General features: G+C 70.8%; 11 protein-coding genes. 4 read left to right on the top strand and 7 right to left on the bottom strand.

Annotated elements, in window-relative coordinates:
• Nucleotides 1–175: 175 nt before the first annotated feature.
• The gene (locus tag RDV84_RS09770; RefSeq protein ID WP_309153260.1) at nt 176–856 is read right to left on the bottom strand and encodes a DsbA family oxidoreductase; all 681 of its coding nucleotides are present in this window, start codon (nt 854–856) and stop codon (nt 176–178) included.
• 452 nt (nt 857–1,308) lie between these two features.
• Between RDV84_RS09770 and RDV84_RS09765 the strand changes: the two genes are divergently transcribed.
• From RDV84_RS09765 to RDV84_RS09750, 4 genes are all read left to right on the top strand, one after another.
• Complete coding sequence (locus RDV84_RS09765) at nt 1,309–2,580, top strand: MFS transporter (protein ID WP_078997777.1); 1,272 nt, start codon at nt 1,309–1,311, stop codon at nt 2,578–2,580.
• Nucleotides 2,581–2,978: 398 nt separating this feature from the next.
• Nucleotides 2,979–4,583 carry an N-acetylmuramoyl-L-alanine amidase gene (locus tag RDV84_RS09760; RefSeq protein WP_309153259.1) on the top strand — a complete coding sequence of 535 codons (1,605 nt, stop codon included), beginning with the start codon at nt 2,979–2,981 and terminating at the stop codon, nt 4,581–4,583.
• A 107-nt stretch (nt 4,584–4,690) separates the two neighbouring features.
• Nucleotides 4,691–6,019: a condensation domain-containing protein gene (locus RDV84_RS09755; RefSeq protein WP_309153258.1), complete on the top strand. Its 1,329-nt coding sequence runs from the start codon at nt 4,691–4,693 to the stop codon at nt 6,017–6,019.
• A complete protein-coding gene (locus RDV84_RS09750) occupies nt 6,016–7,029 on the top strand; it encodes a glycosyltransferase (RefSeq protein ID WP_309153257.1) in 1,014 nt (337 codons plus the stop codon). Before RDV84_RS09755 ends, RDV84_RS09750 begins: the two co-directional genes overlap by 4 nt.
• A gap of 155 nt (nt 7,030–7,184) precedes the next feature.
• Here the strand turns inward: RDV84_RS09750 and RDV84_RS09745 are convergent, their stop codons facing one another.
• The 6 genes from RDV84_RS09745 to RDV84_RS09720 all read right to left on the bottom strand — a co-directional run bounded on the left by RDV84_RS09745 (nt 7,185) and on the right by RDV84_RS09720 (nt 14,777).
• The gene (locus RDV84_RS09745; RefSeq protein WP_309153710.1) at nt 7,185–7,727 is read right to left on the bottom strand and encodes a DUF6630 family protein; all 543 of its coding nucleotides are present in this window, start codon (nt 7,725–7,727) and stop codon (nt 7,185–7,187) included.
• A 174-nt stretch (nt 7,728–7,901) separates the two neighbouring features.
• A complete protein-coding gene (locus tag RDV84_RS09740) occupies nt 7,902–8,111 on the bottom strand; it encodes a cold-shock protein (protein WP_057949247.1) in 210 nt (69 codons plus the stop codon).
• A 396-nt stretch (nt 8,112–8,507) separates the two neighbouring features.
• Complete coding sequence (locus RDV84_RS09735) at nt 8,508–9,446, bottom strand: HEAT repeat domain-containing protein (RefSeq protein WP_309153256.1); 939 nt, start codon at nt 9,444–9,446, stop codon at nt 8,508–8,510.
• Nucleotides 9,447–9,669: 223 nt separating this feature from the next.
• The gene (locus RDV84_RS09730; RefSeq protein ID WP_057949249.1) at nt 9,670–10,446 is read right to left on the bottom strand and encodes a M23 family metallopeptidase; all 777 of its coding nucleotides are present in this window, start codon (nt 10,444–10,446) and stop codon (nt 9,670–9,672) included.
• Nucleotides 10,447–10,501: 55 nt separating this feature from the next.
• The gene (locus tag RDV84_RS09725; RefSeq protein ID WP_309153255.1) at nt 10,502–12,643 is read right to left on the bottom strand and encodes a SpoIID/LytB domain-containing protein; all 2,142 of its coding nucleotides are present in this window, start codon (nt 12,641–12,643) and stop codon (nt 10,502–10,504) included.
• Nucleotides 12,644–12,800: 157 nt separating this feature from the next.
• Nucleotides 12,801–14,777, bottom strand: a complete 1,977-nt coding sequence (locus RDV84_RS09720; RefSeq protein WP_309153253.1) for an N-acetylmuramoyl-L-alanine amidase — start codon at nt 14,775–14,777, stop codon at nt 12,801–12,803.
• Nucleotides 14,778–14,997 lie beyond the last annotated feature (220 nt).

The raw sequence follows: 14,997 nt of genomic DNA, 5'->3' as shown, positions 1-14,997 counted from the left end.
GGGAGGCGCGAAGAGAACGGCCGGCGTCTGCGGACACGGGACTGGCGACGATGAGGCGCGACCAAGCAACAAGCACGGCGCGCGCCAAGAAAGACGACGGCATCGCTCAAGGCGATGCCGTCGTCGTCATCCTGTTTTCAACCGGCGCGAATCGACGCGACGCCGCCGCGAAACCTCAACCGCGCCCGCCGCCCTGCGCCGCGATCTGCCGCAACGCCGCTTCGAACTGCTCCACCGGCTGCCCGCCCTGGATCAGATGGCGGTCGTTGATGATCACCGACGGCACCGCGCTGATCCCGGCCTCCTGGTAGAAGCGTTCCTGCTGGCGCACGTCCTGCGCGTACTCGTCGGAATCGAGCACGGCGCGGGCGCGCTGCGCGTCCAGGCCGCTCTCGCCGGCGACCGCCGCCAGCACCTCGCGCGAGGACACGTCGCGCCCGTCGGTGAAGTAGGCCTTCAGCAGCGCGTGCTTGAGCGCGCGCTCGGCATCGGCGCCCTCGGTGCCGGCCCAGTGCAGCAGGCGGTGGGCGTCGAAGGTGTTGTAGATGCGGTCGCGCTCGCCGAACGCGAAGCCGAGCGCGGCGCCGCGCTGGCGCAGCGCTTCGCGGTTGCTCGCCAGTTGCTCGGCGCCCAGGCCGTACTTGTGCGCCAGGTGCTCGTCGATGTTCTCGCCCTCCGGCGCCATCTGTGGATTGAGCTCGAACGGCTGGAAATGCAGTTCGACCTCGACCTCGCCGTCGAGCCGGGCGATGGCCTGTTCCAGCGAATTCAGGCCGACCGCGCACCACGGGCAGACCACGTCGGAAACGAAATCGATCTTGACCTTCGGGGTGGGGGAAACGGCGGTCGAATTCATGGCAAGGCTCCGCGCAGCGCGCGATTAGGCGATTGGCCTTCACGATGCGGCCGGCGCCGGCCTCCATCAAGACCGGGCCGGCCGCACCGGCGGATCGATGCGTTCCATTGTCCGTGGGGAGCGGCGATCGACATGGCGCCGGCGCCGGCACGAGCGCATCGCGTCGTCGTCCTCAGGGTTCTTTCGCCAGCGCCGGCGTGCGCTGGCAACACCGATTCGGCCTCGTTCAACGACAGCAGCCCAAACGGCCGGCGACTTTGCCGCAACTGACCGTTGCCGCACCGGCGCTGGCGCGGACCGCACGCTGTGGCCACACTGTCGCCCGCCTCTTCCCCGATTCATTCGATCCCACCGCGCGCCGCGCCGGCGCGCCCGAGCGAACCGCGACGTGCGCGGCGCGCGGCCTGGCGCCGCTCGTCGTACCCGCAATCCAACCGTCGAAGCCTTCCGCCATGAGCGCCAACGCCGTCCCCGCTTCCGCCGTCCGCCCGCTCTGGCAGGGACGCGCCTGGGTCCTGGCCGGCATCGTGCTGTCGGCGTTCACCTTGCGCACCGCGGTGACCTCGCTGACCCCGCTGCTGGATGCGCTGGGCCGCGAATTCGGCTTCGGCGCGACCATGACCGGCGTGTTCGGCATGGTCCCCACCGCCGCGTTCGCGCTGTTCGGCGTGGCCACGCCCGCGCTGGCCCATCGCATCGGCCTGGAGCGCGCGGCGCTGCTGGCGATGGCGGTGGCGGCGCTGGGCCTGCTCGCGCGCGGCTTCGTCGGCGACACCTGGCAACTGCTCGCCGCCAACGCGGTGGCGCTGGCCGGCATGGGCATCGGCAACGTGGTGCTGCCGCCGCTGGTGAAACGCTATTTCGGCGACCGCGTCGGCGCCGTCAGCACCGCCTACATCACCGTGCTGCAGCTCGGCACGATCCTGCCCGCATTGGCCGCGGTGCCGCTGGCGCAGGCCGCCGGCTGGCGGATCTCGCTGGCCTCGTGGTCGCTGGTCGCCGCGGCCGCGGCGCTGCCGTGGATCAGCGTGCTGTGGATGGAAGCGCGCGGCCGCTCGGCGCAGGCGCGCGCGCTCGCGCAGGCCCACGACCGCGCGGTCGCCGGCGGCGACGAAGCGCCGGAACTGCCGGCCGCCGCGGCGCGCGGCAAGGTCTGGCGCTCGCCGGTGGCGTGGGGCATGACCTTGATGTTCGGCATGACCTCGCTGGTGACCTATTCGATGTTCACCTGGCTGCCCAAGCTGCTGGTCGAAGCCGGCGGCAGCCCCGCGCTGGGCGGCGCGATGGTCGCGCTGTTCTCGACCCTGGGCATGATCAGCGCGCTGACCATGCCGGCGCTGGCGGTGCGCATCGCCAATCCGTTCCCGATCGTGCTGGCCTGCGTGCTGTGCTACCTGGGCGGCTTCGCCGGCCTGTTGCTGGCGCCGATGCACGGCACGTTCCTGTGGGTCGCCTTGATCGGCCTGGGCCCGAGCACCTTCCCGCTGGCGCTGACCCTGATCAACCTGCGCACGCGCACGCCGGCCGGCTCGGCCGCGCTGTCGGGCTTCATGCAGGGCCTGGGCTACACGCTCAGCTGCCTGGGCCCGCTGACGTTCGGCTGGCTGCACGAACTCAGCCACGGCTGGGTGTGGCCGTTCGCGATGCTCGGCGGTTGCCTGCTGGTGCTGATCGCCGGCGGACGCATGGCCTGCCAGCCGCGCTACCTCGAAGACAGCTGGTAAGCCGGACACCGCGCGCGCTGCCGCGCATCGGCCGCGCCATCGCGACGCGACGCGCGCGTTCGCCGTGATCCGCTTGCGCGCCGACCGCATCGGCGCGTTCTAGCCCACATCGCATTACGCGCGCCACCGCGCGCACGACGCCTCGCAAGCCCGTCGCGAGCGCCGCGACCGCATCGATCCACCGCCGCGCGCGCGTTCACCAGCGTGAACCGACAAGCGTGCGCGCGATCAAACGCCGGATATGGAAACGCGGGCACAGATCGCCGTGTCATCTCGCGACGGTTTCCGGCAGGCGATCACGTAACGCGCTTGCCCGCTCAAGACAATGAACGCACGGGATCCATGCTTGCCATGCCAACACGCGTCCGCCCGCGGCCGCGTCCGAAGGAGATCGTCCGATGCATTCGCACACCCTCGCCGCAGCCCTCGGCGGCGTCTTGTTGCTGGGCCCGCTGAGCGCCGCCGCCACGCCCGATGCGGCCGCGCTGCGCTTCGAACTCGATCGCGCCAACGCCACCGTCGCCGCGCAGGTCGCGCGCGCGGCCTATCCCGAATACTTCCGCCGCGCCTACGCACGCTACCCCAACCTGCCCGCCGGCGCGCTGGAAGCCATCGCCTACAGCGAGACCAACTGGGTGCACGTGCGCCCGCAAGCGCAGGACCCGAACGACCTGCACATGCCGCGCTCCTACGGCGTCATGGGCCTGTACCACGGCGGCGGTTTCGCCGACCAGGTCGGCGAAGGCGCGCGCCTGACCGGCCGTACCGCGCAGCAGGTGATCGACGATCCGGAAAGCAACATCCTCGCCGCCGCCGCCCTGCTCGACCGCGCGCTCGGCGCGAGCCAGGCCGATAAGCGCAGCCGCGCGCTGGCCCAGCCCGAGGACATGGCCGCCGCGCTCGCGCGCTATGCCGGCTACGGCGCCAGCAACGGCGGCATCGCCGACTACGCGCGGCAGAGCTTCGCCTACGGCGTGCTGCAGACGCTGCAGCACGGCGTGGACGCGCAAGGGGTGAAGATCGCGCCGCAACCGTTGCGGCTGGAGCGCGCGTTCGATGCCGCGCAGTTGCGCAAGCTGCGCGCGCCCGCGCTGTTGCTCGATGGCGCCGACGACAGCGTGCGCTTGAATCCCGCGTTGAGCCGCGACATCGCGCGCGCGGCGGCGCCGGCGACCGACGTCGGCGCCAAAGCGGTGGACTTCGGCGAGGCGATCTGGAACCCCGCCAGCTCCAGCAACTACAGCACCGCCTCCAACCAGGCCAGCGCGGTGATCATGCACACCATGGAGGGCTCGTACGCGGGCTCGATCTCGTGGTTCCAGAACCCCAGCGCGCAGGTCTCCGCGCACTACCTGATCCGCAAGTCCGACGGCCAGATCACCCAGATGGTGCGCGAGTACCACCAGGCCTGGCACGCCAAGAACCATAACTACTACACCGTCGGCATCGAGCACGACGGCCGCGCCGCCGACGCCGGCAACTGGTCGGCGGCGATGGTCAACGCGTCGGCGCGGCTGACCAAGAGCATCTGCGCGCGCCGCGGCGTCAACTGCGCCAGCGCCTGGAAGGGACCGGGTTACGACACATTCCACCTGGTCCCCGACAGCGTGCGGGTCAAGGGCCACGGCATGCTCTCGGGCAACCAGAACCGTTACGACCCGGGCAAGTACTTCCCGTGGGCGAACTACTACAACCTGATCAACGGCGGCGGCGGCAACCCGAATCCGCCGGGCAAGTACTGGGTCGACACCTTCGCCAACGCCACCGGCTACAAGTGGCCGTCGACGCTGACCCCGGTCGGCACGCTCAACCAGGGCACCAACTACGTCTACTGCAAGGCCTGGGGCGAGGAAGTGCGCAACGGCGCGTCCTACAACCACTACTGGCTCAAGACCGATCTAGACGTCGGCCCGGCCGGCGCCTGGGTCTCGGCCTACTACCTCAGCCGCTGGGGCAACGACGAAGCCCGCGACAACAGCGGCGCGGTGATTCCTGACTGCTGACGGCCGCAACTGCCGATCGAACCAGAACCCCTCTCCCGTCCGCGGGAGAGGGTTGGGGTGAGGGCCCCACCCCGCAACGCTTCCGCCTCCCCACACGAGCCCTCCCGATGAAACGCAAGATGATGCTGTGCGAACGCGTCATGTACGTGGATCGCGACGCCACTTTCACCATCGTCCAGGCCGCGCGCGTGCGCGGCGCGCTCGATCCGCAGCGGCTGCGCGCCGCGCTCGACCGGGTCCAGCGCAAGCACCCGATGCTGCGCTGCTCGATCGAGGACGGCGATCCGCCGACCATCGTGCGCGAGGACGATCCCGCGCCGATCCCGCTGCGCATCGCCGAACGCGTCGATGCCGAGGAATGGCAGCGCCAGTCGCACCTGGAACGCGAAACCCGCTTCGACAGCGCGCACGCGCCGCTGATCCGGCTGGCCTGGGTGCGCGGCAGCGACGCCCAGGGCGAGGTCGGCGAATTGCTGCTGGCCTGCCACCACGTGATCTGCGACGGCATGTCGATGCTGACCCTGCTGCGCGAGATCCTGGCGCTGTGCGCCGAGCCGGAGCTCGACATCGGCGTCCACACCGGCTTCAACGCGCTCGCCGACATCCTGCCGGCCGAGGTGATCAACGACCGCCGCGTGCGCCGCAGCGCGGGCTGGAAGGCGCTGGCGTTCCGGCTGTTCTTCTCGCTGCGGCGCCGGCGCCCGCCGGTGCCGCAGGGCGAGTTCTTCGTCCTGCACTGGAAGCTTTCGCGCGAGGACACCGCCGCGCTGGCCGCGCGCGCCAAGGCCGAGGGCGTGACCGTGTTCGCGGCGATGTCGGTGGCGTTCTCGCTGGCGTTCCGCACGGTCAAGGGCGCCGCCGCCACCGGCAAGATCTTCGCCCCGGTCGACGTGCGCAAGTTCCTGCCGCTGATCCTGCCCGACCAGTTGTTCGCGGCCTCGCCGGGCGCGATCGTCCCGCTGGACACGCAGCTTCCGCCCGAGCGCGTCGACGACGCCGCGTTCTGGGCGCAGGCGCGCGCGTTCAAGGGCCGGCTCAACCAGAAGGTCGAGCGCATGAGCCGCAACGTGCACGAATACTTCATCGGCCTGGAGATGATGCATTCGATCTTCGCCCAGTTCGTCGCCGAGCGCCGCTCGGACCTGGACAAGTTCGACACCACCATCTCCAACATCGGCCGCATCGACATTCCGCAGGACTACCCGGGCTTCCGCGTGGAGACCGTCTACAGCCCGACCGCGCGCCTGCCGTGGCGCAGCACCACCGCGATCCTGAGTTCGGGTTACGCGGGCGAGCTGGACTTCGTCTTCACCTGCGACACCGCCTCGCTGTCGCGCGAACAGGTCGACCGCGTCCGCGCGATCGCCATGGGCCTGCTGCGCGAGCGCTCGCATGCGCCCGCCGCGGACGCCGTACCGTTGCGGGCGGCGGCATGAACGACGCCGGCTTTCCACGCGTGGACGACGAACCGGCCGATCGCGCCGACGGCCCGTCCGGCGCGCGCGCGCCCGCATCGGTCGATCCCGATTCCTACGGCGCGGTGGCGGTGCTGTGGCAACCCAAGCCCGAGCACGTCGACCATCTCGAACGCGTGCGCGCCGCCTGCCGCCACCTGATCGCGGTCGACAACTCGCCGCAGGCCGATGCGGCCTTGCACTCACGGCTGCGCGCGCGCGGCATCGAGGTGCTGCACAACGGCAACCGCGGCGGCATCTCCGGCGCCTACAACCGCGGCGCCGCCGCGCTGTACGCGGCCGGCCGCGAGGTGGTGTTCCTGCTCGACCAGGACTCGCAGCTCGGCGCGGACTTCTTCGACGGCATGATGCGCGCCTGCGCGCGCGCCCGCGTCGACGGCGAGGCCTTCATCGTAGGACCCAAGGTGTTCGAGGTGAACCTGGGCCGCTACCTGCCGGTGTTCGCGCCGCAGCCGCGCATGCCCAAGCCCGAGCGCATCGACGAGCGCCGCGACGGACTGGTGCCGACGCTGTTCGTGATTTCCTCTGGCTCGGCGGTGTCGGCGGCGGCGTTCGCGCGCATCGGCGAATTCCGCGAAGACTACTTCATCGAGTACGTCGACATCGAATACGGCCTGCGCGCGACCCGCAACGGCGTGCCGGTGCTGGTCAACGCCGCGGTGGAGATGCGCCAGCAGGTCGGCCAGTACGTCAAGCGCGGGATCTTCTCGACCAGCAACCACGTCGCCTGGCGCCGCTACTACGCCTCGCGCAACGCGGTGCACGCGCTGCGCTCCAACGCCTCGCGCTGGTCGATCCATTGGCTGATCGAACTGCTGACCCTGCACCAGGTGGCCTGCGTGCTGGTGTGCGAGGAGCACAAGCTGCGCAAGGTGGTGGCGATCGCGGTGGGTTACTTCGATGGACTGTTCGGCAAGCTCGGGACGTTCGAGCAGCGGCATCCGCGGGTGGCGGCGTTCTGCAAGCATTGAAGGATCGCAGCGGCTGGAACAAGAGCGTCGGGCCTGAAGGCACTCCCACAGGAGCGCGCCAGTCTTCGCCGGCAGGGGAGGACCTGCTCCCGGGAGGGCCTGCTTCTGTGGGAGGGCCTTCAGGCCCGACGCTCTTGCCTCAGCCCCGACGAATCTCAGAACGCCTCGTTGGCCGGCTGCACGTCGATCCCGAGCCCCCTCGCCACCGCCTTCATGTTCTCGTCGTCGCGCCGCAACGCGATCCAGCCCGCGTACGCGTCGCCGCCGGTGTCGTAGTTCCACAGCGTGTAACCGTGCTCGCGCAGGCGGTCGTAGGCGATGGCCATCAGCTCGGGGACGTCGACGCCGTCGAGGAAGTCCTCGTCGGACGGGTCTTCCACGCCCCAGTCGATGCGCAGGTTCCAGCGCGCGGCGAGCTGGTCGATCACATCGACGAAGCTCGGCGTGTCCTTCCAGTCGACGTAGAAGCCCGAGGTCCAGTCGATCGCCTCGCGCACGGTGTCGACCGGCTCGTCCTCGTCGCCGCTTTCCTCGCGCGCCTCGCGGTAGCGGGCGAACTGCTGCAGCGCGGTGTCTTCGTCGCCGGGGTTGATCAGCAGCAGCAGCTGCCAGACCAGGGCCTCGTCGTCGAGGTCCTCGCCGTCGTCGCCGGCGAAGTCGTGGCCGTCGTCTTCGTAGTCGGACTCGTTATCGGGCAGCATCGGCGGCGCTCGCGGGATCGGGCGCACCATGGTCGCGCCGACGACGGGCAAAGGAAAGTACGCGGCCGGCCGGTTGCGCGGCGGCGGGCCCGGCGGACGCGCAAAAGAAAAGCCCGGCTTGCGCCGGGCTTTTCGAACTGCTTTGAGCAGATGCCTTGGCAGGCGGGCCGCTTAGAGCGGCTGCACCTGATCGGCCTGCAGGCCCTTCTGGCCCTGGGTCACGATGAAGGACACCTTCTGGCCTTCCTGCAGGCTCTTGAAGCCATTGCCGAGGATGGCGCGGAAGTGCACGAACACATCGTCGCCGCTCTCGCGGGAGATGAAGCCGAAGCCCTTGGCATCGTTGAACCACTTGACAGTGCCGGTCTCGCGATCAGCCATGTTTGCTAACTCCTTGAAACATAATGTTGAAGTACCGCTTTCGCGGCGTTGGAGCTGGTCGCAAGGAGGAAGCGTGGGACGATGGAGTGGATCTATGGATCGACGATCTACGGCATCGGGTCACGACCTACGGTGACCCTTGACTAACTCAGCACGCACACCGTAGTGGCCTGCGCGGCGAAAATCAATCGGTCCGAAGCAGGAAATTTACCCTCCGCGCCTGGCTGAATTCGCCCCTGGGGACACATCCGACAGGCTAGCCGCTTGATTCTGATGGCTTTTTCTGCGTATACCGCTCGCAAGCCCCGTTCAGCCAAATCCGTTCAGGCGTGTGTCTTTCTCTGCCGACGGTCACGTCCTGGCTGCGAATCCGATCGTCGGCGCGCGCCGGGCGGTTCAGCCGCCCTCGCCGCTCTCGGCGTCGGCGCGCGCCTGGGCGCGCTTCCACAGGGCGTACTCGGCGCGGCTGAGGCGGAAGTCCTGCAGCGCCAGCGCGGCCGCGCCGCGGTCGCCCGGCGCGCTGGCCGGGTCGGCGGCGATCGCCAGCAGCGCGTCCTTGAGCCGCTCGCTGCGCGCGTGCGAGCCGGCCACGGCGTTGATCGCCTTGCTGCGCACCGCCGCGGCCGGGTCGAGCAGGGCGCGGTGCAGCGCGTCTTCGGCCTGGACGGGATCGGCCCACTGCGCCAGTTGGAACACCGCCTCGGCGCGCACCTCCGGATCGGGGTCGCGCGCCAGCGTCGCCAGCTGCGCGGCCACCGGCGCGGCGTCCTCGTCGGCGACCGCGGCCGGGGTCAACAGGCGGATCAGTTCGACTTCGCGCTGCGCATCGCCGCCGGCGCGCAGTTTCGCCAGCAACGCCTCGCGCACCTCGGCGCGCTCCAGCGAGTAGCCGCCGAGCAGGTCGAGCCCGGCGCGCTCGTCCTGGCCGCGGGTGCTGGCGGCCAGCGACAGCGCGTAGCGCAGCACGTCCTCGCCGCCCACCGCCTGCAGCAGCGCCAGCAGTTCGCCGCGCGCGTCGGGCTGGGGGTCGTTGCGGAAGCGCTGCAGCAGGTCCTGCAGGAACGCCGGATCGGACGCCGCTCGCTTGCGCAGCGCTTCGAAGCTGGCCGGAGCGCCGTTGCCGAGGGCGAGATAGCGCGGGTACGGCGAGCCGGCCTCGCCGCCGCCGTGGACGCTGGCATCGTCGCGCGCGGGCGCGGCGGCAGCGTCCGCGCGCGCGGCGGCCAACGCCGGCGCAGGCTCGACGCGATCGCGATGGCGCACGTAGGCGCCGCCGGCGAGGGCGCCGATCGCGGCGGAGACCACGGCGATCGGCAAGGCCTGCTTGAGGTTCATGCGGAGTGGCGGTGCGTGCGCATTTCGGCAGGATAACGGCTGGCGGCGTTCGGTTTCGCGGGACGTCGCTGCAACCGGATCCGAATGGATTCCGGCTTGCGCCGCCATGGCGGCCTTGGCGGATTGCGCCATTCGCCGCCATAGCGGACTTGAGAGTCCCCGCCTTCAACGCAACGACCGGCGCCCGCTTCGCGAACGAAGCGAACGCCGGCGCGGCGCGCCGTCAACAGTTCGGCGCCACCCGTCCGTCCGAGCCGGTGTAGGTGTAGGCGTCGGGGATGAAGCGACCGCTGCCGATCCGGTTCCAGATATTGCTGGTGCCGTAGGTGCCGCTGACCGAGGTGCCGGTGGTCTGGCACTGGATCGTCACCTGCGCGCCGTCGGCGAGGCTGCCGACGATGGAGTACGACGTGCCCGGACCCGAACGCACGTTCAACGGGGTGCCGCTGGTGTTGACCGTGCCGGCCGCGCCGCCGCCACCGCCGCAGGAGTTGCGGCTGGTGTAGCTGGCGCTGCCCCAGTAGGCGATCTGCGCGCCGTTGAACTTGATCTTCTGCGCCGCGCCGTTGAGGCGTTGTTCGAAGTGCAGGTGCGGGCCGGTCGAGCCGCCGGTGCTGCCGACGGTGCCGATGGACTTGCCGATCGCCACGTTCTGGCCGACCGAGACCGAGTACGAGTTCAAGTGCGCGTACAGCGTGCTCCAGCCGCCGCCGTGGTCGATCACCACGTACTTGCCGTAGCTGGTGCTGCCGAGGTTGCGCACCACGCTGACGGTGCCGGCCGCCGCGGCGACGACGGTGTCGCCCTCGTCGTTGGCGCGGTTGAAGTCGACCGAGTTCTGCGGGTTGTGGTTGGTGCGGGTCTGCCCCTCCCAGACCTGGCCGCAGGGGAACGGCATCTGGAAGGTCGGCGCGGCCTGCGCGGCGGTGCCGAACAGCGAGGCGAAGGCCAGCAGCGCCAGCGCGCTGCGGGTGCGGAAACGGTTGGCTCGGACGTTCACGGGTGCGGCTCCTGGGTGGGTGGCCGCCGCGCGGGCGGCACGGTGGTGGCGGGGGTCAATGGACGATCTGCACATCGTCGAGATAGAGGTTGACGTCGAAACTGGTCTGTTCGCGCAGCAGCCAGACCGCGTCCAGGCGCACGCCGGCGGCGTCGATGCGGCCGTTGCTGGCGCCGGCCCAGGCGTTCCAGTGCGCGTCGTCGGCGAGCGTCCATTCCAGGTACGTCCATTGGTTGGCCGGGATCGCGCGTTCGACGCTGCGCTCGGTGCCGTCGCTGTCGTCGACGCTCAGCGCGGCGCGCAGGCCGCTGCCGCCGGTATAGATCCACAGGCCGACCCTGCCGCCGGCGCGGATCAGCTCGACGTTGTTGGCCGGGGTGCCGCCGCCGGACAGCAGCCGCACCGACCAGGCGCTGGCGACGCCGGGATCGTCCTTGAGCAACACCCGCAGCGAACACGCGCCGTTGCGGCGGGTGGCGCAGTCGCGCTGCGCCAGCGAGGCGGCGGAGATTCCGACCGTGCTGCCCGAATAGGTCGGCGCGCTGTCGAAGCGGCCGACGCCGGTTTCGAAATCGTCCAGCACCACCGCGCCCGGGCCCGGGCCGGCGCCGTCGTTGGCGAGGTAGGCGTTGCGTTGGCCGGCGGGCGCGTTGTTGCCGTTGAAGTAGTGGTTGGCGATCCAGCGCCAGTCGCGGCCGTTGTTCGCCGCCCAGCGCTGGGTGCCCCACTGGCTCATGCCGCGGCCGTGGCCGAAGCAGCCGCGGCCGCGCCCGACTTCGTCGGACAGGCACGGCCAGCCGTTGCGCGGCGAGCCGTTGCGGCCGTTGCCGCAGCTCAGGTCGGTGTTGACGCAGGACAGGCCGTCGGACGGATCGTCCCAGGCGTTGTTTTCCGAGGAATACTCGCTGAAGGCGGCGCTGGCGCCGTCGCGGGTCAGGACCACGCCGCGGGTGGCCGCGGCGGCGGCGACGGTGGCCGATACGCTGTCGCCGTCGAAGGCCTGGCACGAGGTGCTGGCGCAGATGTCGTAGCGGCTGTTGATCGGGTGCGCGACGTAATACGCGGCGTAGCTGCGATAGGCGACCGCGCCGGCGGCGAGCGATTGCGGGTTCCACGACGCGATCCATTCTTCGTCGAGGCCGCGGCCGACGTAGTCCTCGAACGCGTACACCGACACCGAACTGCACGAGCGCCCGGAACAATTGGTGCCGACGCGGATGCTGGCCGGCACCGGCACGTTGGCCGATTGCGCGGCCAGGGCTTGCGCGCGCGCGACCGTCGCCGGGCGCGCCGGGTCGAGCGGGCGCGCGGCGGCGTCCGCATCGGCGCGCGCCTGCGCGGCGTCGGCGGCCGGCATCGGCCGCTGCAGGTCGGCGCTGGCGCGGGCGCGCTGCTGCACGTGGCGGCGGTCGCTGCGGGTCAGGCCCTGGCCGGGTTCGAGATCGACGATCAGCGCGCGCGCGTCGTTGAGCAGCGGCAGGCCGGCGAATACGCGGCCGCGATGGCCGGGCGATTCGACGGTGAGATCGAGCGTGGCCGGCAGCGCATCGGCGGCGGACGCGTCGACGGGCAGCTGCGCGGGCAGTTCGAAATAGCCGTCGCGGTCGCTGCGGGTGCGGCCGCCCTGGCTGCTGCGCACGCTCGCGCCGGCCAGCGACTCGCCGCTGGCGGCGTCGAAGACGCGGCCACTGAACACAGCGCAGCGCGCGCAGGCCGCGGCCTTCAGCGCAAGGCGGTCGAGCGCATCGGACGACACCGTCGGCGGCAGCCACACCGTCAACGGCAAGGGTTGCGCGGCATCGATGCGTACGCGCGTGCTCAGGCGCTGGTGACCGGCGGCGCCGATGCGCAGTTCGTATTCGCCGGCGGCCAGGGCGGCGCTGCGCGCGCCGCGCACGGACGGATCGGCGGCGAGCGCGCGCACCTGCGCGCCGGCATCGAGCGGATGGACGCTGACGTTGGCGTCGAGCGCGCCGCCGTCGACGCTGTCGCGCACGCGGATGCGCAACAGGCGGTCGCTGGAAACGGCGCCGAGCGGATGCTGCGAAGACGCCGCCGCGGATGCGGCGAGCGGCGCGTTCGCGGCGGCGCGTTCGCGCACCCATTGGGCGGCGAAGACAGCGCCGGCCAGCAGCAGCGCGAGGATCGCCAGCCAGGTGGACGCGCGGCGCGGCGACGATGAGTGCGGATCGTTCATGCGGATTCCCGGTGACGCGGGTCTGCGGGTTCGGCCTGAGTGGAGCGGGACGCGTCGGGCTTGAAGGCCCTCCCGCAACGGCGCAAGCGCGATCGCGGGTCTTCGGAGAGAACCGGCGCGCCGGCCGCCGCGGGATCGCGGCCGGCGCGCCGGGCGCTCAGTTCTTCACTTGCACGTCGTCGAGGTACACGTTGACGTCGAACGAGGTCTGGTCGCGGTACAGCCACAGCGCGTCGAGCTTGACCGTGGCCGCGGTGATCGCGCCGTTGGCGCCGCCGACCCACGCGTCCCACTGGGCGGCGTCGTCGAGGCGCCACTCCAGGTAAGTCCATGTGTTCACCGGAATCGCGCGCGCGACCGAACGCTCGGTGCCGTCGCTGTCGTCGATGCCGACCGCCGCGCTCAGGCCGCTGGCGCCGGTGTAGACCCAGACGCCGACCTTGCCGCCGGCGCGGGTCAGCGCGGCGTTGCTGCCGGGATTGCCGCCACCGGACAGCAGCCGCACCGCCCATGCGTTGGCGCTGGCCGCATCGTCCTTGAGCAACACCCGCAACGAGCACTCGCCGTTCTTGCGCGTGGTGCAGTTGCGCTCGGCCAGCGACGCGGCGGAGATGCCGGTGGTGCTGCCCGAATACGCCGGCGCGCTGTCGAAGTGGCCGACCGAGCTTTCGAAGCTGTCGATCACGCTGCCGCCGCCGGGCGTGCCCGGGTTGAGCAGGTTGTAGTAACGCGCCCAGTCCCAGTACTGGCCGGGATCTGTGTGGGTCTGGCTGCTGTAGTGCTGGTGGCCCTTGACCTTGACGCTGGCCGGCAACACGTTGATGCCGGTGCCGCCCGGGCCCTTGAACGCGCTGGCGCAACCGATCGCGGAGTAAGTCGCGCAGAAGTGCCGGGTCAGCGCGGCCGAGGCGTTGTACATCGCCGCCGTGTACCAGCTGGCGTTGGCGATGAAGCCTTCGTGCTCGATGCCGAGCGTGGTCTTGTTGTGCACGCCGACGTGATGGGCCGCGCGGTTCTCGCGCACCATCTGGGTGATCTGGCCGTCGGAGCTGCGGATCAGATAGTGCGCGCTGACGCTGTTGGGATTGTTCTGGAACCACGAGATGCTGCCGGCGTAATAGCCCTGCATCGTGTGGATGGTGACCGAGTCGTAGGACGTGCGCGTGGAGTGGTACGGCGAGGCCACCCACAGCGCCGGCGGATAGTCGGTGCTCTTCTCCGCCGCCGCGGCCTCGCTGCGCGAGCCGGCCGGCGCGCGCAGGGTTTCGTCGAGCGGATCGATGCGCCAGCCGTTGTCGGTGCCGAGCGCTTCGACCTTGTCGGCGGCGACGTCCAGGCGCACGAACGGCGCGCGCAGGCGCAGCAGCGCCGGCGCGTCGAACGCGCGTTCCCAAGCCACCGCGCGTTCGGGCACGACGATGCCGCGGTCGTTGACGCCCTTGTCCTGCGCCGACAGCACGTCGAAGGCGAAGCTGGCGCGCGCATGCGCCTGCACCGCGCTCTTGGCCGCGGCGCCGGCGCCGGCGGGCGCGAAGCCGGCGTAGCGCTCCAGCGCGGCACGGGTGGCTTCCACCGGCGACTTCGCGTTCACCGCATCGGCGCGCAGTTCGCGGTCGAGCAAGGCCGCGGCGGCGAGGATGTTGCTGGCCGGATCGCGCATCACCCGTTGCGCAGGCACGCCGAGCAGACGCGCGCCCTCGCCGACCTGATCGGCGAAACCCTCGCCGCGGTACAGGCCCATGACGCCGTAGGCGCGCGGCATGTGCTGGTGCTGCTCGCCGTAGCCGGCGCCATCGGGCTGCAGGTGCTGCCAGCGCGTGGTGACGTAGGCCACCGCCTCCAATGTGCCGGCCGGAATCGACGGATAGCGCGCGTACGCCTGGCGGAAATAGCCGGTGTAGAGCTGGCGGTCGATGCGCGACAGCGATTCTTCCAGGCGCAGGCGCTGGGCCAGCGCCGGGTCCTGCGGCGCGGCGCTCGCGCGTTCGGCGGCATGCGCGTCGACGGCGAAACCGCAGGCGAGCGACAACGCCAACGACAAGCACGACAGCGGCTTGGCCGACAGGATGCGGCCGCAAAGCGCGCGCGACAGCGGCCGCCGGCGCGCGCGCCGGGTAACGGAATATTCATTCATGTTGTTTATCCCCGAGAGAATTAAAAATTCCCGCGCCGCTCTTGTACTGCATTTGTTTGTCGCGCAAGTGCTGGCCGCCGCGGTTTGCGCGGGCAGTGTTCGGTTCCGCGACGTCTATCACCCAAGGAGTGCGTGTTGCGGCGAATCCATGGCCGGCTGCGACGGCGCTTGGGTGCGGCGCGTCATGGCGCGGGCCCTGCGGGTTGTCCCCAGTACCGGC

The sequence above is a fragment of the Lysobacter yananisis genome (assembly GCF_031199375.1).
Lineage (GTDB): Bacteria > Pseudomonadota > Gammaproteobacteria > Xanthomonadales > Xanthomonadaceae > Lysobacter > Lysobacter yananisis.
Note: the sequence above shows the minus strand (reverse complement) of the source record. Positions and strands in the feature narration are given on the sequence as shown.